At 65.6% G+C, this 24,347-nt stretch carries 27 protein-coding genes and 1 riboswitch; of the genes, 8 read left to right on the top strand and 19 right to left on the bottom strand.

The genetic code is table 11. From position 1 onward, the window contains the following. Nucleotides 1-45 precede the first annotated feature (45 nt). The 8 genes from ACVDHE_RS06005 to thiE form a co-directional block, all read right to left on the bottom strand. Entirely contained in the window at nucleotides 46-996 is a 951-nt protein-coding gene (locus tag ACVDHE_RS06005) for an L-lactate dehydrogenase (protein WP_213037280.1), read from the bottom strand. A 169-nt stretch (nucleotides 997-1,165) separates the two neighbouring features. Then, nucleotides 1,166-2,710: an L-lactate permease gene (locus ACVDHE_RS06000; RefSeq protein ID WP_458885940.1), complete on the bottom strand. Its 1,545-nt coding sequence runs from the start codon at nucleotides 2,708-2,710 to the stop codon at nucleotides 1,166-1,168. 87 nt (nucleotides 2,711-2,797) lie between these two features. Further along, nucleotides 2,798-3,058 (bottom strand): hypothetical protein, encoded by a 261-nt coding sequence (locus ACVDHE_RS05995; protein WP_458885939.1) that lies wholly within the window; start codon nucleotides 3,056-3,058, stop codon nucleotides 2,798-2,800. A 205-nt stretch (nucleotides 3,059-3,263) separates the two neighbouring features. Continuing rightward, complete coding sequence (gene cytX / locus ACVDHE_RS05990) at nucleotides 3,264-4,436, bottom strand: putative hydroxymethylpyrimidine transporter CytX (RefSeq protein WP_418725106.1); 1,173 nt, start codon at nucleotides 4,434-4,436, stop codon at nucleotides 3,264-3,266. Nucleotides 4,437-4,461: 25 nt separating this feature from the next. Next, on the bottom strand, nucleotides 4,462-5,124 hold the full coding sequence (tenA, locus tag ACVDHE_RS05985; RefSeq protein WP_213037276.1) for a thiaminase II: 663 nt from the start codon (nucleotides 5,122-5,124) through the stop codon (nucleotides 4,462-4,464). Then, entirely contained in the window at nucleotides 5,121-5,732 is a 612-nt protein-coding gene (locus tag ACVDHE_RS05980; RefSeq protein ID WP_213037275.1) for an energy-coupled thiamine transporter ThiT, read from the bottom strand. The genes tenA and ACVDHE_RS05980 overlap by 4 nt, the downstream gene beginning before the upstream one ends. Beyond that, nucleotides 5,729-6,526, bottom strand: a complete 798-nt coding sequence (thiD, locus tag ACVDHE_RS05975) for a bifunctional hydroxymethylpyrimidine kinase/phosphomethylpyrimidine kinase (protein ID WP_458885938.1) — start codon at nucleotides 6,524-6,526, stop codon at nucleotides 5,729-5,731. Before thiD ends, ACVDHE_RS05980 begins: the two co-directional genes overlap by 4 nt. 171 nt (nucleotides 6,527-6,697) lie before the next feature. Further along, entirely contained in the window at nucleotides 6,698-7,342 is a 645-nt protein-coding gene (gene thiE, locus ACVDHE_RS05970; protein WP_458885937.1) for a thiamine phosphate synthase, read from the bottom strand. A 278-nt stretch (nucleotides 7,343-7,620) separates the two neighbouring features. Beyond that, a riboswitch (TPP riboswitch) is annotated at nucleotides 7,621-7,720 on the top strand. A gap of 306 nt (nucleotides 7,721-8,026) precedes the next feature. Between thiE and thiW the strand changes: the two genes are divergently transcribed. The 3 genes from thiW to spoIIP all read left to right on the top strand — a co-directional run bounded on the left by thiW (nucleotide 8,027) and on the right by spoIIP (nucleotide 10,636). After that, on the top strand, nucleotides 8,027-8,545 hold the full coding sequence (gene thiW / locus ACVDHE_RS05965; RefSeq protein ID WP_213037272.1) for an energy coupling factor transporter S component ThiW: 519 nt from the start codon (nucleotides 8,027-8,029) through the stop codon (nucleotides 8,543-8,545). Nucleotides 8,546-8,573: 28 nt separating this feature from the next. Further along, a complete protein-coding gene (thiM, locus tag ACVDHE_RS05960) occupies nucleotides 8,574-9,377 on the top strand; it encodes a hydroxyethylthiazole kinase (RefSeq protein ID WP_458885936.1) in 804 nt (267 codons plus the stop codon). 98 nt (nucleotides 9,378-9,475) lie between these two features. Then, on the top strand, nucleotides 9,476-10,636 hold the full coding sequence (gene spoIIP, locus ACVDHE_RS05955) for a stage II sporulation protein P (protein ID WP_458885935.1): 1,161 nt from the start codon (nucleotides 9,476-9,478) through the stop codon (nucleotides 10,634-10,636). 305 nt (nucleotides 10,637-10,941) lie between these two features. Here the strand turns inward: spoIIP and rpsR are convergent, their stop codons facing one another. The 9 genes from rpsR to rpsT form a co-directional block, all read right to left on the bottom strand. After that, nucleotides 10,942-11,193, bottom strand: a complete 252-nt coding sequence (gene rpsR, locus ACVDHE_RS05950) for a 30S ribosomal protein S18 (RefSeq protein WP_213037269.1) — start codon at nucleotides 11,191-11,193, stop codon at nucleotides 10,942-10,944. 84 nt (nucleotides 11,194-11,277) lie between these two features. Beyond that, nucleotides 11,278-11,745 (bottom strand): single-stranded DNA-binding protein, encoded by a 468-nt coding sequence (locus ACVDHE_RS05945; RefSeq protein WP_213037268.1) that lies wholly within the window; start codon nucleotides 11,743-11,745, stop codon nucleotides 11,278-11,280. A 13-nt stretch (nucleotides 11,746-11,758) separates the two neighbouring features. Continuing rightward, nucleotides 11,759-12,055: a 30S ribosomal protein S6 gene (gene rpsF, locus ACVDHE_RS05940; protein ID WP_213037267.1), complete on the bottom strand. Its 297-nt coding sequence runs from the start codon at nucleotides 12,053-12,055 to the stop codon at nucleotides 11,759-11,761. Nucleotides 12,056-12,201: 146 nt separating this feature from the next. After that, nucleotides 12,202-13,797, bottom strand: a complete 1,596-nt coding sequence (locus tag ACVDHE_RS05935; RefSeq protein WP_458885933.1) for a MutS-related protein — start codon at nucleotides 13,795-13,797, stop codon at nucleotides 12,202-12,204. Between the two features lie 30 nt (nucleotides 13,798-13,827). Continuing rightward, nucleotides 13,828-14,451 (bottom strand): TatD family nuclease-associated radical SAM protein, encoded by a 624-nt coding sequence (locus ACVDHE_RS05930; RefSeq protein WP_458885932.1) that lies wholly within the window; start codon nucleotides 14,449-14,451, stop codon nucleotides 13,828-13,830. 17 nt (nucleotides 14,452-14,468) lie between these two features. After that, complete coding sequence (locus tag ACVDHE_RS05925) at nucleotides 14,469-14,960, bottom strand: hypothetical protein (RefSeq protein WP_458885931.1); 492 nt, start codon at nucleotides 14,958-14,960, stop codon at nucleotides 14,469-14,471. A 21-nt stretch (nucleotides 14,961-14,981) separates the two neighbouring features. Further along, the gene (locus tag ACVDHE_RS05920) at nucleotides 14,982-15,335 is read right to left on the bottom strand and encodes a hypothetical protein (RefSeq protein WP_458885930.1); all 354 of its coding nucleotides are present in this window, start codon (nucleotides 15,333-15,335) and stop codon (nucleotides 14,982-14,984) included. Beyond that, nucleotides 15,332-16,108, bottom strand: coding sequence for a TatD family hydrolase (locus tag ACVDHE_RS05915; protein ID WP_458885929.1), 777 nt, complete (start codon nucleotides 16,106-16,108; stop codon nucleotides 15,332-15,334). Before ACVDHE_RS05915 ends, ACVDHE_RS05920 begins: the two co-directional genes overlap by 4 nt. Nucleotides 16,109-16,255: 147 nt before the next feature. After that, nucleotides 16,256-16,519 carry a 30S ribosomal protein S20 gene (rpsT, locus tag ACVDHE_RS05910; protein WP_213037261.1) on the bottom strand — a complete coding sequence of 88 codons (264 nt, stop codon included), beginning with the start codon at nucleotides 16,517-16,519 and terminating at the stop codon, nucleotides 16,256-16,258. Nucleotides 16,520-16,706: 187 nt separating this feature from the next. Here rpsT and gpr point away from each other — a divergent pair, with 187 nt between their 5' ends. Next, entirely contained in the window at nucleotides 16,707-17,600 is an 894-nt protein-coding gene (gpr, locus tag ACVDHE_RS05905) for a GPR endopeptidase (protein ID WP_458885928.1), read from the top strand. A gap of 54 nt (nucleotides 17,601-17,654) precedes the next feature. After that, on the top strand, nucleotides 17,655-18,320 hold the full coding sequence (locus ACVDHE_RS05900; protein WP_458885927.1) for a GNAT family N-acetyltransferase: 666 nt from the start codon (nucleotides 17,655-17,657) through the stop codon (nucleotides 18,318-18,320). A 91-nt stretch (nucleotides 18,321-18,411) separates the two neighbouring features. Here ACVDHE_RS05900 and ACVDHE_RS05895 read toward each other — a convergent pair whose 3' ends face one another. After that, a complete protein-coding gene (locus ACVDHE_RS05895; RefSeq protein ID WP_458885926.1) occupies nucleotides 18,412-19,167 on the bottom strand; it encodes an exodeoxyribonuclease III in 756 nt (251 codons plus the stop codon). Between the two features lie 122 nt (nucleotides 19,168-19,289). On the opposite strand from ACVDHE_RS05895, the gene ACVDHE_RS05890 reads away from it, so the two are divergent. After that, nucleotides 19,290-20,675: an MATE family efflux transporter gene (locus ACVDHE_RS05890; RefSeq protein ID WP_458885925.1), complete on the top strand. Its 1,386-nt coding sequence runs from the start codon at nucleotides 19,290-19,292 to the stop codon at nucleotides 20,673-20,675. Nucleotides 20,676-20,759: 84 nt separating this feature from the next. Beyond that, nucleotides 20,760-22,736 (top strand): methionine--tRNA ligase, encoded by a 1,977-nt coding sequence (gene metG, locus ACVDHE_RS05885; RefSeq protein WP_458885924.1) that lies wholly within the window; start codon nucleotides 20,760-20,762, stop codon nucleotides 22,734-22,736. 225 nt (nucleotides 22,737-22,961) lie between these two features. Here the strand turns inward: metG and thpR are convergent, their stop codons facing one another. Next, nucleotides 22,962-23,462 (bottom strand): RNA 2',3'-cyclic phosphodiesterase, encoded by a 501-nt coding sequence (gene thpR, locus ACVDHE_RS05880; protein WP_458885923.1) that lies wholly within the window; start codon nucleotides 23,460-23,462, stop codon nucleotides 22,962-22,964. A gap of 102 nt (nucleotides 23,463-23,564) precedes the next feature. On the opposite strand from thpR, the gene ACVDHE_RS05875 reads away from it, so the two are divergent. Then, the gene (locus ACVDHE_RS05875) at nucleotides 23,565-24,224 is read left to right on the top strand and encodes an HAD family hydrolase (protein WP_213037255.1); all 660 of its coding nucleotides are present in this window, start codon (nucleotides 23,565-23,567) and stop codon (nucleotides 24,222-24,224) included. Nucleotides 24,225-24,347: the final 123 nt, after the last annotated feature.

The raw sequence follows: 24,347 nt of genomic DNA, 5'->3' as shown, positions 1-24,347 counted from the left end.
GCCCCTTTCGGGGCGGCGCTGTGTCGTTCAGACCCTTGCAAACGCTCAGGGGATCTCCTTGAGGTGCTCCATATTCTTGCGGACGCCGTCGCAGCAGGCGTGGAATTTGGCCTGCTCCTCGGGGGTGAGGGGCAGCTCCACCACTTCCTCCACGCCGTTCTTGCCGATGACGCAGGGCACGCCCACGAACAGTCCGCTCTCGCCGTACTCGCCGCACAGCTCCGCGCTGGCGGGCATGATGGCCTTCTCGTCGTGGAGGACGATGCTGACCATCCGGGCGGCGGTGGTGGCGATGCCGTACTCGGTGCAGAACTTGCCGGAGAAGGTGACCCAGCCGCCGCCGATGGCCTCCTTCTGAAGGGCGTCGCCGTCAAAGCGGAACTTCTCGTCGGTCTTGGCCCAGTCGGCCAGGGGCTTGCCCCGGAAGCTGACGCAGGACCAGGGGGCAAACTGGTCGTTGCCGTGCTCGCCCAGCATATAGGCGGTGATGGACTTGTGGTCGATGCCGGTCTGCCGGGCCAGGGCGGAGAGCAGGCGGGAGGTGTCCAGGCCCGTGCCGGTGCCGAAGACCCGGCCCTTGGGCAGGCCCAGACCCAGGCTCAGCTCCCGGGTGACGATGTCGCAGGGGTTGGTGATGTTCACCAGGACGCCGTCAAAGCCGCTGGCCTTGATCTTGTCCACATAGCCCCGGACGGCCCGGATGGTGAAGTCCATCTCGTCCACCCGGTTCTGGTTGGCCCGCAGAATGTCGATCTTGCCGGTGGAGTTGACGATGACGTCGCAGTCGCCCAGGTCCGCGAAGTCGCCCACGGCCACATGGACCCGGTGGGGCAGGTACGCGGCGGCGTCCCGCAGGTCCTGGCACTCGCTGGCCACCTTCTTCGCGTCCATATCCACCAGCACCAGCTCATCCGCGATGCCCTGGACGGCCAGGGCGTACGCCACGTGGGCGCCCACATGGCCCAGACCCACAACGCCGACTTTTCTCGTTTTCATATCACATTTCCTCCTGTTTGGGCGGGGGACCGGTCCGGTCCCCCGCGCCGCTTGAATTTTTTGGTTTATCAGACAGAGGAGGCGGCTCTCCGATGGTGCCTCCGCGGCCCGCGGCCCCGGGATGGACCGCGGACCGCATCGGCGGAGAGAGGTCCGTCTCCAGACGGGATCACATGCCGAAATTGGGGAACAGGACCAGAGTGTAGAGCATGGCAAGCACCATGTACTCCACCAGGATCACGGCGAAGGCCACCAGGGTCTTGCGCATGACCTTGTTCTCGTTGCCCACCTCGCCCACGGTGGCGCAGGCGGCCACAGTGTTGTTGGGGCAGATCAGGTTGCCCAGGGAGGCGCCGGCGTTCTGCCCGGCGAACACGGTGATGGGGTTCATGCCCAGGGTCGCCGCGGCCTCGGTGTGCATACCGGCGAACATGATGTTGGAGCCCAGGCCCGTGCCGGTGATGAAGGAGCCCAGAGAGCCGATCAGCACGGCGGCGGCGGGATAGAAGGTGCCGGCCAAGGCGGCGATGTCGCCGGCGATGAGGCTCATCATGCCGGTGCTCTCGGCCTGCATGATGTAGGCCAGGACCAGCAGGCTGCCCATGGTGATCAGCACGGGCATCACATTGCGTGCGGTCATGCGGAAGACCTCGAAGAGCTCATCCTTCTTGACCCGCAGGGTCAGGGCGCCCAGAATGGCGCAGATGAAGATGACCACGTCCACCCAGACGATGTAGCCGAAGGTGCACAGCAGGGCGAAGCCGTTTTCCACGAACATGGGGACCAGATAGCGGACCGCCGGCAGCATGATGAGCATGTAGATGTAGGGGGACATGGCGCGGAAGGCGCTGTACTGCTGCCGGACGTCCTTGTGGAACTGGTAGCGGTACTCCTCGGGCGTCTTGATGGGCACGAACTTCACATAGACCACGCTCAGCAGGATGGACAGAAGGCCGGTGCCCATGGAGGTGATCTCCGGACCCACGAAGTTGCTGATGAGGAACATGATGGTGCCGGAGGTGATGCCGGAGTAGAACAGATAGGGCACGATGCTGCGGAAGCCCTTGCGGCCGAAGGCCAGCGCCACCATCAGGAAGGGGATGATGAGCACGCCGAACATGTGGATGCGGCCCACCATGGCGGAGTTGAGGGCGTTGGTGGAGATCCCGGCCTCCACCAGGGCCGCGCCGCCGTTGATGGTGGTCAATCCCGCGCCGCCCCAGGAGCAGGGAGTGGCGTCGCCCAGCAGGGCCACGGCGATGGCGGTGATGGGGTCAAAGCCCAGAGCCACCAGGAAGGGGGCGGCGATGGCGGCAGGGGCGCCGGCGCCGGCGGCGCCCTCCAGGAAGATGGGCACCATCATGCCCACCACGATCAGCTGGACCCGGCGGTCCTGGCCGCTGACCCGGGCCACGGTGTTCTTCACGTCCTCAATGGCGCCGGTGCGCTTGAGGGTGTTGAGGATGACGAAGGCGCCAAAGACCATGGCCACAATCTTCAGGCCCTCCTTGATGCCCTTCCACAGCAGGCCGTCCAGGACCACGACGTTCTCCTGGAAGGTCAGACCGCTGATGTTGAAATACGTGAACGCCAGCAGCATCGTCCACACCAGCGCCAGCGGCGCCACCTTCATGGCGGGCTTTTTGAACGCCAGGATGCCCACCAGCACGAATGCGATGGGGCTGATTGCCAACACGAAATTGATGAAACCCATAATGCAGACCTCTCTCTCCTTTGCTTTATACAAAAAGAAGGGGGCTCCGTCTGAAAGACGGGGCCCCCTTCTCTGTATACGAACGTATCAGCGAAAACGGGAACGCCGGTCTCTCGGACGGCGGGGCAGCGCCAGCAGCACTACCAGGGTAATCAGCAGCAGGCCAATCAGGCCCAGCAGAGAAATGGACAAAATCCCCAGAAAAACAATAATGGACGCCATAATGATGGCGTCCAGCAGGATGGCAGTATGAGCGGCGCAGGAGGCGCCATTGGCACGGGCGCAGGAGAAGGCCTCCCCAGCGAATGCTGCGGCGGTCATGGGGGCAGCGGTAGCAACCTGACGCATGATCCCTTCTCCTTTCTCGTTGGCGTGTGTTTGTGATATTTACCATACGGGAGCGGCAGAAAAAAGTCAACCCGAAATCGTTGTCTGCAAATTTTTTTGGACCACCCGCAGAAATTTTTCCAAATGCTTTTTTCATTTTCTGTAAAAAACAGACAAAAAGGGGAGCAGACATCGCCAAGGCGTTGTCTGCTCCCCTTTATAAAGGTCATACAGCCGACCGGGTCCGGCGCAGGGCGTGGACCCCCAGACACAGCGCCACCGTCAGCACCATGTCCGCCAGGGTATAGCCCAGGAGGATGTCCGCCCGCATCAGCAGGCGATAGGCGGCAAAGCCCACCAGCCAGATGCCCAGGTTCCACCCGTCCGCATCCTGCCGGAAGTGATCCTGCCGCAGAAGGAAGGTGTCGGCGATCTGAATGGCGATCATAGGAGCGAACACGGAGCCGATCAGATAGAGAAAATCGGTGATGTCGTCCATGGGGAAGAGGATGGCCCCCGCCACGCCGATCACCGTCACCGCCACGGCAGTCCACTTGCCGCTGAGCTTTTTGGACAGGGACTCGGCGGAGATGCCGGCGGACCAGGCGTCCAGGAAGGTGGTGGTCACGGTGGAGAGAATCAGAATCACCAAAGCCGCGATACCAAGGCCTGCCTTCACCATGATGGCGGCGATGTCGTACTCGCCGGTGTAGATGGCGGCGCCCATGCCGATGACGTACATCCAGCAGGACACCAGGCCGTACACCACCACGCTGGCTACGGTGGCCCGAACGGGCTTTTCCGCCTCCCGGGTGTAGTCGGAGATCAGCGGCAGCCAGCTCAGGGGCATGGCCACCGCCAGCTCCACCGCGGCGCCGAAGGTCATGGCCTCCCCCAGATCGCCGCCCGCCGGCGCGCCGGAGAAGAAGATCACCCTGCACAGCACCACCGTCAGCACGAACAGCGCCGCCATGGCGATCTTGTTGAGAAGTCCCAGGTTGGTGACGCCCACCAGGATCCACACCACGATGAGCCCGCCGATCACCAGGCACCAGACCCAGCGGCCCACGTTGAAGATGCCGCCGATGGCCAGGGCCCCGTCGTAGATCATGATGGCGGTCCAGCCCACCAGCTGCAGCACGTTCAAAAAGGCGAAGAGCAGTCCGCCCTTCTGACCGAAGGACATCTTCACCGTCTCCATGGCGCTGCGGCCGGTGCGGCCGCCGATGAGGCCCGCCAGCAGCATCATGGCGCAGCCGATCACATGGCCGACCACCACGGCGGCCAGGCCCCTGGTCATGCCCAGGGGGGCGAAATAGGTGCCGGTCAGGATCTCCGCCAGGGAGACGCCGGCGCCGAACCAGATAAGTGCGTTTTGAAAGGTCGAGGTCTTTTTCATATCCGCTCCTTTCTCCGCGGGCCGCTCAGTCCCGCTCCTCCCAGGCCATGTCCCAGAAGGATGCCTCGTACCGGGAACAGGCGGTGAAGATCTCCTCCAGACGGCGGAGCTGGGCTTCGGTGTAGTCCGCCGTCAGCCGCTCCAGCATGTCCTTCAGGATCACGTTGTTGCCGGTGTAGCGCTCGGTGATGTAGCCCCGGACCCACCGGCCGTACAGGGGGTGATTGGGGGCGTCGGGCCGCTCGGCCACGATTTTGCGGGCGATGACCTCGTAGCTGTACGCGCAGGAGAAGATGGCGGTGAGCACCTCGGCCTCGCCGCCCTTGTAGGCCACGCTGAGCATATAAGCGGTATAGGAGCGGTTGTCCTGGGCGATGGGTGTCCGGTCCAGTTCCTCCTGAGTGATGCCGAAATCGGCCATGTAGCCGTTGTGGACGTTGACCTCGCCGTCCAGGATGGCCTGGATGTACTTGGCGAAGAGCTTCATGACCTCCACGCTGTGGCTCTTGGCCACGCCCACGGCAAAGACCTTGGTGTAGTCCATGAGATACCAGTAGTCCTGGATGATGTAGCGGCGGAACTTCTTCACGTCCAGGGTGCCGTCACCCAGTCCCCGGACGAAGGGCTTGTCGTGATACCCCGCCCAGATGTCCTCCGTGGCCTTCAGCAGCCGTTCCACAGTGCTCATGCCGCACCTCCTTCTCTCAGCATGGTCCGCCGCAGCACCCGCAGCGGCAGGACCGATACGATCACGATGCTCAAAATGCCCTCCACCAGGCGGGGGGAGTTGTACACCAGGCTGTATCCCCAGGCACCCCAGCCGTCCCAGGCGTTCTGGGAGTAGAAGATCACGCCGCTGAGCACATGGCCCGCGCAGCGGATCGCCACGGCCAGCGCCATGCCGCACACGGCCTTCCACCGCTTGTCCCCGCCGAAGACCCCGGCGTAGCCCAGGCAGGAAAAGCACACCAGCTGCTGCACGAAGATCTGGGCCCAGTGGACCGCCTCCCAGCCCGGAATAAGGATCATAGCCAGGATGCCGCACACCCAGCCCGTCACCATGGACAGGCGGTAGTCGTACACCAGCGCCGCCAGCATCAGGGGGATCCAGGACCCACAGGTGATGTTGGACCCGGTGGGCAGGGGGATGCGGATGGTAGCCAGCACCAGCGTCAGAGCGCAGAGCACGCCCCCCAGGCACAGCGCCCGGGCGTTCAGCCGCAGCCCCCGGCACAGCCACACCGTCACCGCCAGATAGACCACGGCGAACACCGCGGTGATGACAAGGGCGGTCATTCCACGAACGCCCCTTTCAGGTCAAACATGTGGTTCATGGGCCCCGCGCCCCTGCCCAGGTCCAGCTGGGCGCTCAGGGCGCCGGAGATGTACTCCTTGGCCCGCTCCACGGAGGTGTCCAGGTCATGGCCCTTGGCAAGGTTGGAGGCGATGGCGCTGGAGAGGGTGCAGCCGGTGCCGTGGGTGTTGGGGTTGTCGATCCGGCGGCCCCGGAACCACTTGCCGCTTGCCTTTCGCCAGAGCAGGTCGTCGGCGTCGTTGATCTGGTGGCCGCCCTTACACAGCACGGCGCAGCCGTAGCGCTCGCTGATGGCCCGGGCGGCGGCCTCCATCCCCTCGGGGCCGGTGATGGTCATGCCGGAGAGCAGCTCCGCCTCCGGAATGTTGGGGGTCAGGACCGTGGCCAGAGGCAGCAGCCGCTCCTTCAGCGTCTCCACCGCCGTCTCGGAGATCAGCCGGGCGCCGGAGGTGGCCACCATCACCGGGTCCACCACGATCCGCTCCGCGCCGTACTGGCGGAGCTTGTCGGCGATGACCTCGATCAGGGCGGAGGAGGAGACCATGCCGATCTTCACGGCGTCGGGATAGATGTCGGTGAACACCGCGTCCAGCTCCGCCGCCAGGAAGGCCGGGGTGGCCTCCAGGATGTCTGTGACGCCGGTGGTATTCTGGGCAGTGAGGGCCGTGACGGCGCTCATGGCGTATACGCCGTTGGCCGTCATGGTCTTGATGTCTGCCTGGATCCCGGCGCCTCCGCTGGAATCGCTTCCAGCAATGGTCAATGCTGTTTTCATATTCGTTTCTCCTTTCTTTTCAACAGCACAGTTTTATAAGGCGATACAAGGTGGTGCCCCCAATGTACCGCGCGTCGGAAATTTCCCTTCCCTCGGCCGCGGAACGCTCCGCCGGACGGGAAATTTCCTCCTTCTCCGGCGAAAGCGATCTTTCGCCGGGTTGGGACAACTTCAGTTCCGGGCCATCTCCTCGGACAAGGCCAGCAGCTCCCTGGCCGCGGCCTTCACATCGCTCTGGGCGAACAGGGCGGAGACCACCGCCACGCCCGCAAGGCCGCAGCCGGAGAGCTGGGGCAGGTTCTCCCGGGTGATGCCGCCGATGGCCACCGCCGGGATCTCCACCGCCGCCGTGACAGCGTGGATCGTCTCCCGGGTGATGGGCTTGGCGTCGGTCTTGGTGCCGGTGACGAAGGCCGCGCCCACGCCCAAATAGTCGGCTCCCGCCGCCTGGGCCGCCAGGGCCTCGGTCACATTGTGGGCGGAGACGCCCACGATCTTGTCCGGCCCCAGGACCTCCCGGGCCCGGCCGGCGGCCAGGTCCTCCTGGCCCACGTGGACGCCGTCGGCGTCCGCCGCCAGGGCGATGTCCACATCGTCGTTGATGATGCTGACGGCGCCCTTCTCCCGGCACAGCGCCACAAAGCGCTTCGCCTCCTTCAAAAAGGCGTCGTGGTCCAGGTGCTTTTCCCGCAGCTGCACGATGCCCGCGCCGCCGTCGATGGCGGCGGCGATCTGGTCCATGAGGGCGTCCTCGTCCGCCGCCCAGGCCCGGTCGGTGACGGCATACAGCCGCAGCTGGCTTCCGTTGAGTTTCATATGGCTCCTCCTTATGACGCAAAAAACCGCGGACACACCAAAATCGGTCGTCCGCGGCGATACGCCCCATGATTTCCCTACGTTGGCATGATCCAAATCAGGTCAGGTCGGGACCTTGGCGGTCCCCTCTCAGCCCGGCGATACGGACTCCCCTTTGTTTACTTATTGTTTAATATACGCCTCTTTTTTCCACATTGCAAGGGCAGTCCGTGGATTTTTTCACGCTCTTTTTGCCGCCGCCCTTGACAAGCCCGGTTGGCGGTGCCATAATAGGCCTCGTAAAAACACAGGGGAGCCATTCGGCTGAGAGGAAGCGACCGCTTCGACCCTCCACCTGATGTGGGTAATGCCACCGTAGGAAGTCATCATCCGAGCTGACGCGGCGGGCGGCCCAGGTGGGTCCCCCGCCGTTTTTCCACTCTTTTGAGAAAGGAGCGTGGAGAGAAAACCGTTTTCCGGCGCCCCGGGCCATCCGGGAGCGGGCCGAGGGGGAGCGCCCTGGGTCCGGGCCGGCCAAGCAGCGATGGGAAGCCGTGTTCCGGCGTGAGAGGAGGCCAGTGAGCCTCGACCGCATTTCTCCGCAGGCGGAGGTGTATCCGCCTGTGCCTTGCCCTGCAAGGAGGAGACGCTGCCTTGGATCGCCGTTTTCTCCCTGCCATTCTTTCATCAAAGGAGTTTTTTGTCATGAGAAGCATTTCCACCAAGAAGCTGGCCCTGGCCGGCGTGCTGTGCGCCGTGGCCGTCGTGGGGAGCCTGTTCTCCTTCCCCGTCTTTTCCAGCAAGTGCGCCCCGGTGCAGCACATGGTGAACGTCCTGTGCGCCGTGTTCCTGGGTCCCTGGTACGGCGTGGCCGTGGCCTTCGTGGCCAGCCTCCTGCGCAACCTTCTGGGCCTGGGGTCCCTGCTGGCCTTCCCGGGCAGCATGTGCGGCGCGCTGCTGTGCGGCCTGGTGTACTGGAAGTCCAAGAACCTGCTGGGCACCCTGTGCGCCGAGGTGTTCGGCACCGGCATCATCGGCGGCCTGCTGTCCTACCCCATCGCCATCGCCTTCATGGGCGTGGTGGCCGGCTCCATCGGCTACACCGCCTATGTGGTGCCCTTCCTGGTGTCCACCGTGGGCGGGTCCATCATCGCCGGCGTGCTGGTGACCGCCCTGAAGAAGAGCGGCGCCCTGCACTCCATGCAGGCCACCCTGAGCCGCTGAGGCATTCTCTCCCAAGGAGCGTGTATCCATGATCGATTTCACCCGGCTGGAGGAGGTCCGGCAGCGCCGTCCCCTCATCCACTGCGTCAGCAACATCGTCACCGCGGGCGACTGCGCCAACCTTGCCCTGGCGGTGGGGGCCAGCCCCATGATGGCCCACGCGCCGGAGGAGATGGCGGACATCACCGCCATCTCCGACGCCACGGTGCTCAACACCGGCACGCCGGATGAGATCCGCTTCGAGATCTGCGCCCTGTGCGCCAAGGCGGCAGGCGCCGCTTCCCAGCCGATGGTGCTGGACCCGGTGGGCGTGGGGGCCTCCCCCTGGCGCCTGCGGCGGGTCCGGGAGCTGCTGCACCTCGCCACGCCCTCCATCCTCCGGGTGAACCTGGGGGAGGCCCGGGCCCTGGCCGGGGAGAGCGGCCGGGAGCAGGGGGTGGACAGCCCCGATCCCGCCAGCCGGGACGCCCGCCTGGCCGCGGCGAAAGCCCTGGCCCTCCGCCGCCACACGGCGGTGCTGCTGAGCGGGCCGGAGGACATCGTCACCGACGGCACCGCCGCCTGGTGCCTGCCCGGCGGCAGCGATCTCATGGCCTTTGTCACCGGCACGGGCTGTATGCTCTCGGTGCTGTGCGGCGTGTTCGCCGCTGTGGAGCCGGACCCCGCCAAGGCCGCCGTGCTGGCCTCCGCCTTCTGGAAGGTCTGTTCCCGCCGGGCGGAAGAGGCCGCCGCGGGAAGGGGCCCCGGCACCTTCCGCGCCGCCCTGATGGATGCCGCCGCCAGCCTCACCCCCGCCGACTTCGCCGCTCTGGCCCGGATCGAGCAGCTGTAAATCCCATCTTGTCCCAAACGGGAGCGCCTGCGGCGCTCCCGTTTTTTCCGGTCTACTTTGCCCCGGCGGCGCATAAGGTTGTCCCAGAGGTGAGACAAATGAAGCGACGGGCTTTTTTCTCCGGCGCCCTGCGGCGGGGCGGAGCGGTGTGCCTGGCGGCGGGAACGCTGTGGGCAGCGGCGGTCACCGCCGGCAGCGATACCTTTTCAGAGGCCTGGACGGCCCTGCGGACCTCCGCGCCCCAGGGCATCCTCCACTGGGAGCTGGGGGACCTGTGGCAGGCCGACCAGCTCTCCGCCGCCGCGGCCCTGGCCATCGGGGAGTCGCCCCTGCTGCTGTCGGCCCGGCCGGCGGTGGCGGAGCTGTGGTCCTCGGACCGGGCCGAACAGCCGGAGGCGGAGGGGGAGACAGAGGAGATCGTCACCGAGCCGGTGACGGAGACGCCCCTGGAGGCCCCGGAGGCCGCCGACAACGGCGTGGCCGCCCGGACATTGGTCCCCACGGACCCCAGCGGCTACACGGTCTGCGGCTCCGTGTACATCAGCAACAGTACGGACCACGCCCTGACCGTGTCGGAGCTGACAGAGCCCTTTGACGCCCGGCTGGTGGACGGCTCGCCCCAGATCCTGATCCTCCACAGCCACGGCAGCGAGTCCTACACTCCCGCCGGGGACACGGAGGTGGTCTGGTCCGGGGACCACCGGACCACCGACACCCGCTACAACGTGGTGAAGGTGGGGGACGAGATGGCGGAGGAATTCACCGCGGCGGGGATCTCCGTGCTCCACGACCGGACCCTGTACGACTACCCCTCCTACTCCGGGGCCTACGACCGGTCCCTGGCGGCCATCGAGAGCTACCTGGCCCAGTACCCCTCCATCCGCTTTATCCTGGACATCCACCGGGACGCCATCGCCGACAGCCAGGGCAACCAGTACAAGGTGGTCTCCACCGTGGAGGGGGAGGGCACCGCCGCCCAGCTGACATTGGTCATGGGCAGCGACGGCAGCGGCCTTGCCCACCCGGACTGGATCGAGAATCTGAAGCTGGGAGTAGCCCTCCAGAGCCGGGTGCTGGAACAGTATCCCACGCTGATGCGGCCCATGCTGCTGCGCAACTCCCGGTACAACCAGCACGCCACCACCGGGTCGCTGCTGCTGGAGGTGGGCGCCGCCGGCAACTCCCCGGAGGAGGCCGCCCTGGCGGGCCGCCTCTTCGCCCGGCAGATGGCCCAGCTTCTGATCGAGCTGGGGAAGTGAGGGCGTCAGCCCCGGCCCGACGGGCCGGGGCTGACACGCGCCGCGGGCAGGGGAGCGGTCCGGCAGGGCGCCTTTCGTCTCCCGCGCCTCATCCCGTTCCCCTTGCGGGAAGCGGTGTCTCACGGAGTTCCGCCGCCCGAAGCCTCTTTTCCGCCGCCCACAGGCGGCGGAATCTTTTTGATCCCGTCATTTCCGGGGAAATCGAGTCCGCTTTGCCATGAAATCTCTCGTCTGAAAAGGCCATGGGCCTTTTCAGACGAAATAAAAATCCCGTCCCAAAAGCGGGACGGGATTTTTTAAGTGATTTACTCGGTCACGTAGGGCAGCAGAGCGATCTGACGGGCGCGCTTGATGGCCTCGGTCAGCTGGCGCTGATGCATGGCGCAGGTACCGGTGGTCCGGCGGGGCAGGATCTTGGACCGCTCGGACACGAAACGGCGCAGCTTGGCGGCGTCCTTGTAATCGATATACTCGCACTTGTCCGCGCAGAACTGGCAAACCTTACGGCGCTTGCCGCGGGCAGGGCGCGCGGGTCTGGCTTCACGATCAATGGCCATGTGAGGGTTCCTCCTTTATCAAAGTGTGATCAGCTTCCCGTAAAGGCGGGGCTGAGGAAAAGTGCCGGCAGACGGCACAGAAAATCAAAACGGCAGCTCGCCGTCCTCCTCGCCGATCTCGGCGAAGTCGGACATGCCTCCGGCGGGGGCGGCGCCGCGGCCAGCGGCGGGCGCTCCGTAGGAAGCGGGGGCTCCGTACGCGGGGGGCGCGCCGAAATCGCTGCCGCCGTCCCGCTTGGAATCACCGAAATAGACGTTGTCGGCCACGACTTCGGCGCTTCTGCGCTTTCCGCCGTCCCGGTCCGTCCAGTCGCGGATCTGCAGCCGGCCCTCCACCACGGCCATGCGGCCCTTGGTGAAGTACTTGCTGACAAACTCCGCGGTGCTGCGCCAGGCCACCACGTCGATGAAGTCGGTCTCCTTCTCGCCGCTCTGGGACTTGAAGTCCCGGTCCACGGCCAGGGAGAAGGACGTGACGGGGGTGCCGCTTCCGGTGCGGCGCAGCTCGGGGTCACGGGTCAGGCGACCCATGAGGATGATTCTGTTGAGCATGAGCCCGGCCTCCTTACTCGCCCTTGCAGACGATCAGGGACCGCATGATGCCGTCGGTAATGCCCAGAACACGATCCAGCTCCTTGGGGAAGGAAGGCTCGCTGGTGAAGCTCATGAGCACGTAGTAACCCTCGGACTTGAAGTTGATGGGATAAGCCAGCTTGCGGCTGCCCCACTCCTCCACCTCAACGGCGGAAGCGTGCTGCTCGGCCAGGGTACGGAACTTCGCCACCAGAGCGGCGATGCCCTCCTCACCCTGTGCAGGGTCGATGATATACACGACCTCATAATTGGCAGAAACCTTTGCCATGTTTGCACCTCCTTTTGGACAAATGGCCCTCATTCTCAGATGAGAGCAAGGATAGCCCGCAGACTGCGAGCCTTATTATTATACAGCAAGGGAGAAAATTGTCAAGAAAAATTTCCGTTTTTCCCCTGTTTTTTGATTTCCCCCGGTTACGACCACCGGCCCGTGTCCAGATACCGCCCGGCCCGGCGGCGGGCACGGTCCACCACGTCCGCCTCCACCCCCATGATCCGCAGCAGCTCGATGGCGTTGCGGGTGACGGCGGGGCCGGGGCGGAGCCGGTAGTCGAAGAAGATGGCGTCCCCCTCCAGCTGCTCGGTGAAGTGGCCCTCGGCGTAGCGTCCGGCGAGCAGGGGGCCCAGCTCGCCGTCGTGGGTGGCGGCCAGGCACAGCGCGCCCCGGTCCGCCAGGGTCTCCAGCACGGCGCTGGCGGCGGCAATCCGCTCCACGGTGTTGGTGCCCCGCAGCACTTCGTCCACGGCGCAGAGGACCGCCCCCTCTTCCGCCGCCGCATCCAGGATGCGCTTTAGGGACCGGGTCTCCACGATATAGTAGCTCTCCCCGGCGCGCAGGTCGTCCTGCAATGCCATGGAGGTGTAGATCCGGAAGGCGGAGGCGGCGTACCGCTCCGCCGGGCAGGTGCAAAGGCTCTGGGCCAGGACCGCGTTCCAGGCCACGGCCTTGAGGTAGGTGGATTTGCCGGAGGCGTTGGACCCGGTGATGAGCAGGGGCCCCCCGGCGGCAAAATCGTTGGGCACGGCCTCCTCCAGCAGGGGATGGATCATTCCCTCCGCCTCCAGATGGGCGCGGCCGCCGGAGAAGTCCAGCTCCGGCTCCGTCCACCGGGGGAGGCTCTCCCGCCAGGAGGCGGCGGCGATGGCGGCGTCCAGCTTGCCCAGGGCCTCGTGGACCGAAAAGACCGCCTCGTGGCAGCGGCCCAGCTTGTTCTTCAAAAACTCGTAGGCGATGAGGTCCAGCAGCAGCAGCGTGGTCAGCAGGTCCCCGGCGCCGCCATTGTCGGTCATGGCGGGCAGAGCCCCCACCCGCAGCACGGACCGCAGCTCATCCAGAGCCGCGTAGCTGCCGCCCAGCCACCGGTCCAGCTCCGGCCGCCGCAGCTTTCGGATGCGCTCCAAAGTCTGGACCATGCCCACGGTGTAGTTGACCGTGGCAAAGTCCCGCTGGATGCGCCGCAGGCGGAATTCGTGGAGCCCGGCGTTGGCGGAGAGCAGCAAAATCAGCGCCATGGCCGCCTGGCCCTTTCCGAAGGGCAGGGCGCAGGCCGCGGCGATCACCGCGATCACCATCGCCAGATACACCAGCAGCCACCCCGGTCCCCGCTCCGACGGGTAAAAGGCGCCGCACAGGTCCGCCCGCCGGGCCCGGCCCAGGCGGGAGAGGATCACCTGTAATTTCACCCGCAGCTCCCCGTCCCGGCCCATGAGGCCGATCAGGGCCCGGCGGCCGGTCCAGGTGCCCTCGTCCCGGGCGGGGCTGCGGAGCATGTAGTAGAGATACTGCTCCCCGGAGGTGGTGAGCCCGGGGTTGATGCGGCGGAACACCTCGTCCCCCTCCAGGTCGTTCCAGGTGATCTCATCCAGCAAAAAGCCGTCCCGGCCGGTGTCCCGGCGGAAGTCGAAGTAGGACCGGATGTGGCCCATATCCCCGGGGAAGTAGTTCACCTCCGGCACCGTGCCGAACTGGCGGCGCAGCCGCGCCGCCGTTTTCCGTCTGCTCGTTCTCACCGGCCTCGTCTCCTTTCCGGCGGTGTGCCGTCAGTCCGCGATGTACTCCCGGACCCGGTAGGTGGCGCCGATCTCCTCCTCGCAGATCTTCCGGCAGGCCTCGATCTCCTCGGCGGGGATGGTGTCCACCACGGTCATCATGACGGTGGGGACGTACTTGCGGACCTCGCGGGTGAAGTCCTTCATGGCCTGGTAGGCGTTCTCCTGCTGGGGGTGGCACAGCCGATTGTACTTCTCCGCCGTGTCGGTGTTCAGCGAGACGGACACCATGTCGAACCGGCCTGCGAACTCCGGGGCGATGTCCCGGCCGTTGATGAGGGAGCCGGTGCCGTTGGTGTCCATGCGGGTGAAGATCTTGGTGCCGTGGGCCTTCATCTGGTCGACGACCCAGCAGATGTCGTCAAAGCGGTAGGTGGGCTCGCCGAAGCCCACGAACACCAGCTGCTTGTATTTGGAGAGGTCCCTGCTCTCGATGGAGGAGAGGATCTCCTCCTTCGTGGGCTCCCGCTTGAGCCAGAGGTTGTGGGTGTAGATGCTGCCGCCGGAGCTCTGGTTGTGGCGCAGGCAGAACTCGCAGTTGAAGTTGCAGCGGTTGGTGGGGTTCACATACAGGTTGTCCCCGTATTCATAGGTAATGGTAAAGCCTTTTTCCATGCAGATCGCTCCTTTTTTCACTCGATCCCGTCCAGATGGAGGCCGGACAGGGTAAACATACCGTTTTCAAATCGGACGCAGGCGGAGAGGTCCGCCGCATACCAGACCGTGGGCAGGTAGTCCTCTCCCTCCAGCCAGGCACTGCCGCGGAAGCGGATGGGGACCCCATAGGGGTCGTCCGGGTCCACGTCAAACCCAACGATGCTCCCGGCGGCCAGCCCCTGGGGCGGGGTTCTGCCCTCTGTCAGCTCCGTGATCTCCAGCAGCTCCCGGCCCAGGACCGCGAAGGTCCGGCCCTCCACGGTCTCCACCCGGAGCGCCGCCGTCAGCTGTCCGCCGCAGAAGTCGTCCTCCGGCAGGCGGTAGTCCGTCAGGGTGCCGTCCTCGTTCTTCTCCACGATGTGCAGCTGCTCGATGGAGACCCCGGTGCCGCTGCCGTAACAGCAGACCACCGCCAGTTCCTCCGCGCCGTCGCCGTCGGCGTCCACCTGCCGGAGCCGGGGGGCCACGGTGCGGGGCGTCCGGTAGGGTCAGTCGAACTCCGCCAGGGTATCTCCCCACCGGAGCAGGAGCCGGTCCTCCTCGCCGTCCAGGCCGTAGAGGGCCGCGTCCTCCGTCCGCGCCAGCAGGGCCGCCGGCTCCGCCGCCTGGTCCCACTCCGCCAGCCGCCTCACTTCCTCCGGCAGGTCATAGGCCGTCTCCGGCGTTCGCCCCTCCGTCACCACGGCGGGGGCGGAGAGGACGGGCAGGTCCTCCGTCTCCGGCAGGGCAGCGGAAACGGCAGCTTCCGTCCCGGCATCCGCCGGGTCAGAGATGTCCGCCGCCGGGGCGGCGCAGCCCGCCAGCAGCAGGCACAAAAGAGAACCTGCCAACAGCCGTTTCATGCCTTCCCCTCCAGCCCGAACAGCCGCAGTCCGTTGCGCCAGGTGACGTCGATGATCTCCTCTGTGGTGACGCCCTTCCACTCCGCCAGTTTTTCCGCCACGAAGGGAAGATAGCGGCTGTCGTTCCGCTCACCCCGGTGGGGCACCGGCGTCAGGTAGGGGGAATCCGTCTCGATGACCATGCGGTCCAGGGGGGTGATGGCCGCCACCTCCGGGGCCCGTTTGGCGTTTTTATAGGTGATGGGCCCGTCGAAGCCCAGGTACCAGCCCCGCTTCAAAAGCTCCGCCGCCATCTCCGGGCTGCCGGAAAAGCAGTGGAACACGCCCCGGAGGGCCGGGTACTCCAGCACGATCCGCAGACTGTCCCCGTGGGCCTCCCGGTCGTGGACGATGACGGGCAGGTCCAGCTCCAGGGCCAGGTCGATCTGGCGGCGGAACACCTGCTCCTGGAATTCCTTCGGCGGGTTCTCCTTCCAGTAGTAGTCCAGGCCGATCTCCCCGATGGCCACCACCTTCTCGTGGGCGCACAGGGCGCGGACGGCGTCGAAGTCGGCGTCGGTGCAGCCGGCGCAGTCCTCCGGGTGGAGGCCCACGGCGGCGTAGACGTGGGGAAATTTCTCCGCCAGAGCGACGGCCGCCCGGGAGGAGGGCACGTCGCACCCCGGGTCCACCACAAGACCCACTCCGGCAGCGGGCAGGGCGGCGAGGACCGCCTCCCGGTCGGCGTTGAAGGCGCCGGAGTCATAGTGGGCGTGGGTATCGAAAATGGGCATGAGAACACCTCGTATCCTTGATATAGGGCTATTTTATCACGGTCCCTGCAAAAGAAAAGGGCCAGGGTGTGAATTTTCCCTCCGGTCAGGGGTTTTCAGGCAGCAAAAAAGGACATCCGGAGCGGATGTCCTTTTGAGTCACAACCATCAGCCGATCTTGTTGAGCTTCAGGGTCATGGCGCTCTTGCGGTGAGCGGCCGTGTTCTTGTGCAGAACGCCCTTGGCCACAGCCTGGTCGACTTTCTTCACAGCAACCTTGTACGCGCCATCGGCCTCGGTGCGATTGCCTTCTGCGGCAGCAGCCTCGAACTTCTTGATGGCGGTCTTCAGTTCGGACTTCGTGGCCTTGTTGCGGGCGTTTCTCGCCTCGGCGATCAGAACGCGCTTCTTGGCAGACTTGATATTCGGCAAACCAAACACCTCCCTTTGGCAAAATCATTCGGCGGAATTTCCCACCGTGCAGAATGATATTTTAGCAGGGAAGTTTCCAAAAAGCAAGACTTTTTTCACATTTTCTGTTCAAATTTTGTATATTGTATGGCTGGACGCAAAACCTATGGCCGGAACCACAATATTTTGTGTTGGGAGGCGGCAGATTTTGTTTCAAAAACGCACGGATCTGGCCCTGGAGGCCCGGGAATTGTGGCAGGAATCGGCCCAGAGGACCAGCCGGCTTTCCGGCGTGAAGGCCGTCAAGACCCGCCAGGAGGGCTATCCCGTCACCCGGGTGGACATTCTGGACCAGCGGGGGGAGGAGGCTCTGGGCAAGCCGGTGGGCAGCTATCTGACCATTGACCTGACCACCTTCTGGCAGCGGAAGGCGGACTTTTTCGAGCGGGCAGTCCGGGTGGTGGGGGGCCAGCTGAAGGCCCTGCTGCCGGCAGAGGGCAGCGTGCTGGTGATCGGCCTGGGCAACGCGGCCATGACGCCGGACGCCGTGGGGCCCCTGACGCTGGACAGCGTTCTCATCACCCGGCACCTGATCGCCGCCATGCCCCGGCAGTTTGCGGGCTTTCGCCCCGTGGCGGTGCAGCGGACCGGAGTCCTGGGCACCACCGGCGTGGAGTCGGCGGAGGCGGTGCGGGGCATGGTTGAGCAGGTGAAGCCCGGCCTGGTCATCGCCGTGGACGCCCTGGCCTCCCGGCGGATGGGAAGGGTCTGCGCCACGGTGCAGCTCAGCGACACCGGCATCGTCCCCGGCTCCGGAGTGGGCAACCACCGCGCGGCGCTGAACGCCGAGACCCTGGGCGTGCCGGTGATCGCCCTGGGGGTGCCCACGGTGGTGGACGCCGCCACGCTGGCGGCGGACCTTTTGGAGGAGTCCGGCGTGGAGCAGGTGGACGAGGACAAGCTCCGGGAAAACGGCACCTTCATGGTGACCACCCGGGACATCGACCAGCAGGTGCGGGACCTTGCCAAGGTGGTGGGCTACGGCATCAACTGGGCCCTCCAGGACCTGGAGATCGAGGAGATGAACGCCCTGCTGAGCTGAGTTGCAAATCCCCTCCGGGCGTCGTACAATACCGACAAAGAGGGAGGTGGTCCCATGGAGTGGACGATCCGGCGGGAGGAGCCCGCCGACTATCGGGAGACCGAGGCGCTGACGCGGGCGGCCTTCTGGAACCAATACGCCCCGGGCTGCGTGGAGCACGCCCTGCTGCACCGCCTGCGGGGCTGTCCCGCCTTCGTGCCGGAGCTGGACCTGGTGGCGGTGCGGGACGGGCAGATCGTGGGGAACTGCGTGTGCGTCACGGGCCGCATCCGGGGAGACGACGGGACGGAGCGCCAGGTGCTGACCCTGGGGCCCATCTCCGTGCTGCCCCCGCTCCAGGGGCGGGGGATCGGCGGCGATCTGCTCCGAAGGACCCGGGCGCTGGCCCGGGACATGGGCTTCCGGGCCATTCTGCTGTGCGGAGACCCGGACTATTACACCCGCCACGGCTTTTCGCCGGCGGAGACCTGGGACGTCCGCACCTCAGACGGCATGTACGCCGCGGCCCTGCTGGGCTGCCCTCTGTACGAGGGCGCGCTGGACGGGGCGGCGGGCCGCTATTTTGAGGACCCCGCCTACGAGGTGGACCCGGCGGAGGCGGAGGCCTTCGACCGGGACTTTCCCCCCATGGAAAAAGTCTCCGGGACCGCCGGGCAGCGGCGCTTCCTGGAGCTGGCTGCCATGCGGCGTCCGGCGCCGGAGCGGCGGCGCCACTCCTGAGCGCAGATCCTCCTGCCCGGTGCGGGCCACAACGTCAAAGGAGGCGCGGCAGCTGCCGCGCCTCCTCTTTTTTCCGCTCCGCCGGGCGGGCTCACACGTCCAGCTCCAGCATCACCGGGCAGTGGTCGCTGCCCAGCACCTCGCTCCAGATGTCGGCGTTTCGGATCTTCTCCTTCAGCCGCTCCGAGACGAGAAAGTAGTCGATCCGCCACCCGGCGTTGTTCTTCCGGGCGTTGAAGCGGTAGCTCCACCAGGAGTAGGCCCCGGTCTTGTCGGGGTAGAGATAGCGGAAGGTGTCCACAAAGCCGCTGTCCAGCAGCCGGGTCATCTTCTGGCGCTCCTCGTCGGTGAAGCCGGGATTGCGGCGGTTGGGGCCGGGGTTCTTGATGTCGATCTCCCTGTGGGCCACGTTCAGGTCCCCGCAGTAGACCACGGGCTTTTTTCCGTCCAGCTCCAGGAGATAGTCCCGGATGTCGTCCTCCCAGGCCATGCGGTAGTCCAGCCGGGCCAGCTGGTCCTTGGAGTTGGGGGTGTAGCAGCACACCAGGAAAAACGCCGGGTACTCCGCCGTGATGACCCGGCCCTCGTGACGGTGCGCATCGATGCCGAAGTCGTAGGTGACGGCCAGGGGCTCCTCCTTTGTAAAGACGGCGGTGCCGGAGTAGCCGGCCTTGTCGGCACTGTTCCAGTAGCGGTGAAAGCCCGGCAGGTCGAACTCGGCCTGCTCCGGGCGCATCTTCGTCTCCTGGAGGCAGATCACGTCGGCGCCGGAGACGGCGCAGAAGTCCAGAAAGCCCTTCCCCAGGCAGGCCCGCAGGCCGTTGACGTTCCAGGATACCAGTCGCATATGCAGTTCCTCCGCGTTGTTTTTTCCCATTGTAGCGGATTTCCCGGGAAAAAACAATATTGCTCCGGCAGAACAAAAAGAGTACAGTAAAGATAAGGAATTCCGAAAGGGAGGTGGATGCCATGGCGCATCAGTCCGGCCTGCGGAACATGACCGCCGGCGGCGTGGCCGGTCATATCTTTGCCTTTGCCCTGCCCCTTCTGGCGGGGAGCTTCCTCCAGCAGCTGTACAACATGGTGGACAGCTGGGTGGTGGGCCGGTACGTGGGAGACTCGGCCCTGGCCGCCGTGGGCGTGGGATTCCCGGTGATCTTCATGTTCACATCCCTGTTCATGGGGCTTTCCAATGGCGGCACCGTGGTCATCGCCCAGTTCTACGGCGCCGGGAAGCTGGACCGGGTCCGGGACGCGGTGGACACCATCTACACCGCCTTCGTCTGGGCCGCCGTGCCGGTGACGGCGCTGGCCCTGCTGGTGGTGGAGCCCATTTTGTGGCTGCTGCGGGTGGACCAGAGCGCTTACCACGACGCCTGGGTGTATCTCATGGTGGTCTGCGCCGGGCTCATCGGCACCATCGGCTACAACCTCAACGCCGGCATCCTGGGCGGCCTTGGCAACAGCCGCTCCACACTGCTGTTTCTGGCCACCGCCGCCGTGCTGAACATCATCCTGGACCTGACGCTGGTGCTGTGGGCGGGGCTGGGAGTCCTGGGCGTGGCGTTGGGCACCATCATCTCCCAGGCCTTCTCCTGGCTCTTCGGCCTCTTTTACATCAACCGCCGCTATCCCCAGATCGCCATTCACCCCTTCTCCCGCCGGTTCGACCGGCAGCTGTTCCGCCAGATCATGGGCATCGGCCTGCCGGCGGGCATCCAGATGTCGCTGGTGGCGGTGGGGTCCATGGTCATCATGAGCAAGGTCAACTCCTACGGCGAGGCCTACACCGCCGGGTACAACGTGGGCTACAAGGTGGACCAGATGGCCTTCCTGCCGGTCCAGAGCCTGTCCAACGCCCTGACCGCCTTCGTAGGCCAGAACATGGGCGCCCGGCGGGAGGACCGGGCCCGGAAGGGCGTCCGGGTGGGCGTCGTGTCGGCGGTGGCGTGGTCCGTGATCATGGCGGCGGTGCTGATCCCCCTGGGCCCCGCCCTGATCGGCTTTTTCTCGGAGACGCCGGCCGTCGTCAGCGCCGGAACGGCGTACCTGCGGGGCATCATGCCCTTCTACGTGCTCTTCGCCGTGTTCTTCACCCTCAACAACGCCATGCGGGGCGCGGGAGAGAGCGTGTTCCCCATGGTGAACACGGTGCTGTCCCTGATCTTGCTGCGGGTGCCCTCCGTGTATCTCATGGCCAACCGCTTCGGACCGGAATTCATGTACTACGGCTTCGGCGTGGGCTGGGCCGCGGGCTTCGCCGCCACGGTGATCTACTACCTCTCCGGCCGGTGGAAGCGCCGGGGCTCCCTGGCGGACCGGGACGTGCCGCCGCCCGTGGGGGACCCATTGTAATTTCCGGGCGAAGCGTGTATAATAGGTATGTTGTCAATACCGGCCCTCTTCCATTCGGAGCGGCCGTGAAAGAAGGAGAACCCCATGGACAAGAAGAAATTCTATCTCACCACCCCCATCTACTATCCCTCCGACAAGCTCCACATCGGCCACACCTACTGCACCGTGGCCACCGACGCCCTGGCCCGGTATCACCGGCTCAAGGGCGAGGACGTCATGTTCCTCACCGGCACCGACGAGCACGGCCAGAAGATCGAGGACAAGGCCAGGGAGGCCGGCGTCACCCCCAAGGAATTCGTGGACCGGATCGTGGAGGGTCCCGCCGGTGTGCTGGACCTGTGGAAGCTGATGAACATTTCCAACGACCGCTTCATCCGCACCACCGACGACTACCATGTCGCCTCCGTCCAGAAGATCTTCCGGAAGATGTACGAGAAGGGCGATATCTATAAGGGCACCTACAAGGGCAAGTACTGCAAGCCCTGCGAGTCCTTCTGGACCGAGAGCCAGCTGGTGGACGGCAAGTGCCCCGACTGCGGCCGGGAGGTCCAGGACGCCGAGGAGGAGGCCTACTTCTTCCGGCTGAGCAAGTACGCCGACCGCATCCAGGACCTGCTGGAGAACACCGACTTCCTCCAGCCCCGGTCCCGGGTCAACGAGATGGTCAACAACTTTATCAAGCCGGGTCTTGAGGACCTGTGCGTGTCCCGGACCAGCTTCACCTGGGGCATCCCCGTGGACTTTGACCCGGGCCACGTGGTCTACGTGTGGGTGGACGCATTGTTCAACTACACCACCGCCCTGGGCCTCTTCAACGACAAGTACGACGACTACGACCACTACTGGCCCGCTGACGTCCACATCGTGGGCAAGGAGATCGTCCGGTTCCACTCCATCATCTGGCCCGCCATGCTGATGAGCATGGAGATGCCGCTTCCCAAGCACGTGTTCGGCCACGGCTGGCTGCTGCTGGACGGCGGCAAGATGTCCAAGTCCAAGGGCAACGTGGTGGACCCCTACATTCTCGCGGAGAAGTTCGGCGTGGACGCCCTGCGCTTCTTCCTGATGCGGACCTTCCCCTTCGGCTCCGACGGCAACTTCTCCAACGAGCTGCTGATCCAGACCATCAACACCGACCTTGCCAACGACCTGGGCAACCTGGTCTCCCGCACCACCGCCATGGCGGGCAAGTACTTCGGCGGACAGCTGCCCGCCGGCTGCAAGACCTGGGCCGCCCCGGAGCCCTACGACACGGAGCTGATCTCCCTGGCCTCCGGTCTGCGGAACCGGTACGAGGAGGCCATGGAGTCCTTCGCCCCCCACAAGGCTCTGGACGAGGTGTTCAAGGTCATCCAGCGGGCCAACAAGTATATCGACGAGTGCTCCCCCTGGGTCCTGGCCAAGGACATGGAGAAAAATGGCGCCCGTCTTGCCCACGTGCTCTATAACCTCCTGGAGACCGCCCGGATCTGCGGCGTGCTGCTGAGCCCCTTCATGCCGGGCAGCTGCGAAAAGCTCTTTGCCCAGATCGGCGCCGGCGAGGATGTCCGCACCTGGGGCAGCGCCGCCTGGGGCAGCCTCAGCGAGACCGCCGCCGTCACCAAGGGCGAGAACCTCTTCCCCCGGATCGACGTGGACAAGGCCATCGAGGAGTTGGAGGCCGCCGCGGCCGCCGCCAAAAAGGCCGCCCTGCCGGACATCGAGCTGGAGCCCCAGCTGACGGAGCCCGTGGATTTCGACACCTTCTGCAAGTCCGACTTCCGGGTGGTGAAGGTCAAGTCCTGCGAGGCGGTGAAGAAGAGCGAGAAGCTGCTCAAGTTCATCCTGGACGACGGCACCGGCACCGACCGGCAGATCCTCTCCGGCATCCACAAGTTCTATGAGCCGGAGGACCTGGTGGGCAAGACCCTGGTGGCCATCGTGAACCTGCCGCCCCGGAAGATGATGGGCCAGGAGAGCCAGGGCATGCTGATCTCCGCCGTCCACACGGAAAAGGGCGAGGAGAAGCTGCACCTGCTGATGGTGGATGATTCCATCCCCGCCGGTGCCAAGCTCTGCTGAGTGCGCCGGTCCCTCCGGTACAGCCCCCACCGTCGCGGCAGGACGATTCCCGGGCACCTGCGATGCCCGCCAATCGTGCCGCTTCCTCGAAACAATCTCGCTGTTTCCGCCCCCGGCGGCGCTTCGCCTGTTTCCCCGCGGGCGCCAAGCTCTGCTGAGCGCCGCAGCGCCATAAAACACCGCGCGGGCGGGACCTTTCGGTCCCGCCCGCGTTTTCTTCTCAGTTTACAGTCTGACGGAGAACACCTCCGTGTAGATGAGCCGCCCGTCCACCCGGTCCGAGCGCATGAGGCTGATCCGCTCCGCCGTCATGGCCGCCGGGGACACCTGCGTCTCGGGAACGGGCCCCCGCCACCGGCGGACCAGGGTCACGTGGGGCTTCCAGACCCGGCGCTCGATGGGAAAGCCCGCCGCCCGCAGGGTGTTTTGGACCGCACCGGCCAGGGCCTCCAGCGCCGGGCCGCCCCGGATGCCGGCCCACCAGAGATCCCCGAACCGGCCCAGGGGTCCGCCTGCCTCCAGCGAAACGGGTCCGCTGCCCGCCAGGGCCGCCAGGGCGGCCTTTACCTCTGCCAGCCGGTCCGTCTCCCCGATGAAGGCCAGCGTCAGGTGCAGGTTCTCCCGCCGGGTGAAGGTGCCCGCGCCCCGGCGCCGCAGGTCTCCCACCGCCGCCCAGAGGGCCTCCTCCACCGCCGGGGAGAACCGGATGGCCGCGAACAGCCGCATGGGACCGCCTCCTTTTTTCGTCTTTTCATTGCCTTTTATGGTAGCACAGTGCTACAATGGATGCAATGTCTGGAGACGGTACGGAAAGAAAGGAACCATTTCATGAGACTGCAAAGCGCGATTTTTGATATGGACGGAACGCTGCTGGACTCCATGCCCATGTGGCAGGGGCTGGGGACAGGGCTGCTGCGGCACTTCGGCGTGGAGCCCGCGCCGGACCTGCTGGAGCGGCTCAAGCCCATGACGCTGCGTCAGGGCGTCGTCTACTGCCGGGAGACCTACCACCTGGACGCCTCGGAGGAGGAGCTGATGGCCATGCTGGAGCGGCGGGTGGACGACTTCTACCACAGCGAGGTCCAGGCCAAGCCCGGCGTGCAGAAATTTTTGTCCCTGCTGAAGATGGAGGGGGTGTGGATGTACGTGGCCACCGCCACGGACCGCCACCTGGCCCAGGCCGCCCTGCGCCATGCCGGGATCGACGGCTACTTCCGGGGGATCGTCACCAGCGCCGACGTGGCCCGGGGCAAGGAGGAGAGCCCGGAGATCTACGAGCGGGCCATGCGGCGGCTCCAGTCCAACAAGAAGGACACGGTGATCTTCGAGGACGCCCTCCACGCCGTCCGCACCGCTAAGGCCGCCGGGTTCCGGGTGGCGGCGGTGTACGACCCCGCCGCCGAGGACGACCAGGCGGAGCTGCGGCAGCTGGCGGACTACTACATCCGCTCCTTTGACGAGATGTTTGAGGCCACGGCTCTGGAGTGAGCCTCCGCGCCGGACGGCGTCCGGTGTGTCTTTGCATACAGCGCCCCTCCGGCATCTCCCGGAGGGGCGCTTTTCAAAAAATTTTTCCGCCGGTGTAACGAACCGCCCCCGCCGGGGATACAT

It is taken from the genome of Dysosmobacter sp. Phy (genome assembly GCF_054476235.1).
Note: the sequence above shows the minus strand (reverse complement) of the source record. Positions and strands in the feature narration are given on the sequence as shown.

What these genes read in the sequence shown, in the direction of transcription:
- ACVDHE_RS06005 (WP_213037280.1), bottom strand. Translation starts at nt 996, where the DNA reads ATGAAAACGAGAAAAGTCGGCGTTGTGGGTCTGGGCCATGTGGGCGCC.
- ACVDHE_RS06000 (WP_458885940.1), bottom strand. Translation starts at nt 2,710, where the DNA reads ATGGGTTTCATCAATTTCGTGTTGGCAATCAGCCCCATCGCATTCGTG.
- ACVDHE_RS05995 (WP_458885939.1), bottom strand. Translation starts at nt 3,058, where the DNA reads ATGCGTCAGGTTGCTACCGCTGCCCCCATGACCGCCGCAGCATTCGCT.
- cytX (WP_418725106.1), bottom strand. Translation starts at nt 4,436, where the DNA reads ATGAAAAAGACCTCGACCTTTCAAAACGCACTTATCTGGTTCGGCGCC.
- tenA (WP_213037276.1), bottom strand. Translation starts at nt 5,124, where the DNA reads ATGAGCACTGTGGAACGGCTGCTGAAGGCCACGGAGGACATCTGGGCG.
- ACVDHE_RS05980 (WP_213037275.1), bottom strand. Translation starts at nt 5,732, where the DNA reads ATGACCGCCCTTGTCATCACCGCGGTGTTCGCCGTGGTCTATCTGGCG.
- thiD (WP_458885938.1), bottom strand. Translation starts at nt 6,526, where the DNA reads ATGAAAACAGCATTGACCATTGCTGGAAGCGATTCCAGCGGAGGCGCC.
- thiE (WP_458885937.1), bottom strand. Translation starts at nt 7,342, where the DNA reads ATGAAACTCAACGGAAGCCAGCTGCGGCTGTATGCCGTCACCGACCGG.
- thiW (WP_213037272.1), top strand. Translation starts at nt 8,027, where the DNA reads ATGAGAAGCATTTCCACCAAGAAGCTGGCCCTGGCCGGCGTGCTGTGC.
- thiM (WP_458885936.1), top strand. Translation starts at nt 8,574, where the DNA reads ATGATCGATTTCACCCGGCTGGAGGAGGTCCGGCAGCGCCGTCCCCTC.
- spoIIP (WP_458885935.1), top strand. Translation starts at nt 9,476, where the DNA reads ATGAAGCGACGGGCTTTTTTCTCCGGCGCCCTGCGGCGGGGCGGAGCG.
- rpsR (WP_213037269.1), bottom strand. Translation starts at nt 11,193, where the DNA reads ATGGCCATTGATCGTGAAGCCAGACCCGCGCGCCCTGCCCGCGGCAAG.
- ACVDHE_RS05945 (WP_213037268.1), bottom strand. Translation starts at nt 11,745, where the DNA reads ATGCTCAACAGAATCATCCTCATGGGTCGCCTGACCCGTGACCCCGAG.
- rpsF (WP_213037267.1), bottom strand. Translation starts at nt 12,055, where the DNA reads ATGGCAAAGGTTTCTGCCAATTATGAGGTCGTGTATATCATCGACCCT.
- ACVDHE_RS05930 (WP_458885932.1), bottom strand. Translation starts at nt 14,451, where the DNA reads ATGGAAAAAGGCTTTACCATTACCTATGAATACGGGGACAACCTGTAT.
- ACVDHE_RS05920 (WP_458885930.1), bottom strand. Translation starts at nt 15,335, where the DNA reads ATGAAACGGCTGTTGGCAGGTTCTCTTTTGTGCCTGCTGCTGGCGGGC.
- ACVDHE_RS05915 (WP_458885929.1), bottom strand. Translation starts at nt 16,108, where the DNA reads ATGCCCATTTTCGATACCCACGCCCACTATGACTCCGGCGCCTTCAAC.
- ACVDHE_RS05900 (WP_458885927.1), top strand. Translation starts at nt 17,655, where the DNA reads ATGGAGTGGACGATCCGGCGGGAGGAGCCCGCCGACTATCGGGAGACC.
- ACVDHE_RS05895 (WP_458885926.1), bottom strand. Translation starts at nt 19,167, where the DNA reads ATGCGACTGGTATCCTGGAACGTCAACGGCCTGCGGGCCTGCCTGGGG.
- ACVDHE_RS05890 (WP_458885925.1), top strand. Translation starts at nt 19,290, where the DNA reads ATGGCGCATCAGTCCGGCCTGCGGAACATGACCGCCGGCGGCGTGGCC.
- metG (WP_458885924.1), top strand. Translation starts at nt 20,760, where the DNA reads ATGGACAAGAAGAAATTCTATCTCACCACCCCCATCTACTATCCCTCC.
- thpR (WP_458885923.1), bottom strand. Translation starts at nt 23,462, where the DNA reads ATGCGGCTGTTCGCGGCCATCCGGTTCTCCCCGGCGGTGGAGGAGGCC.
- ACVDHE_RS05875 (WP_213037255.1), top strand. Translation starts at nt 23,565, where the DNA reads ATGAGACTGCAAAGCGCGATTTTTGATATGGACGGAACGCTGCTGGAC.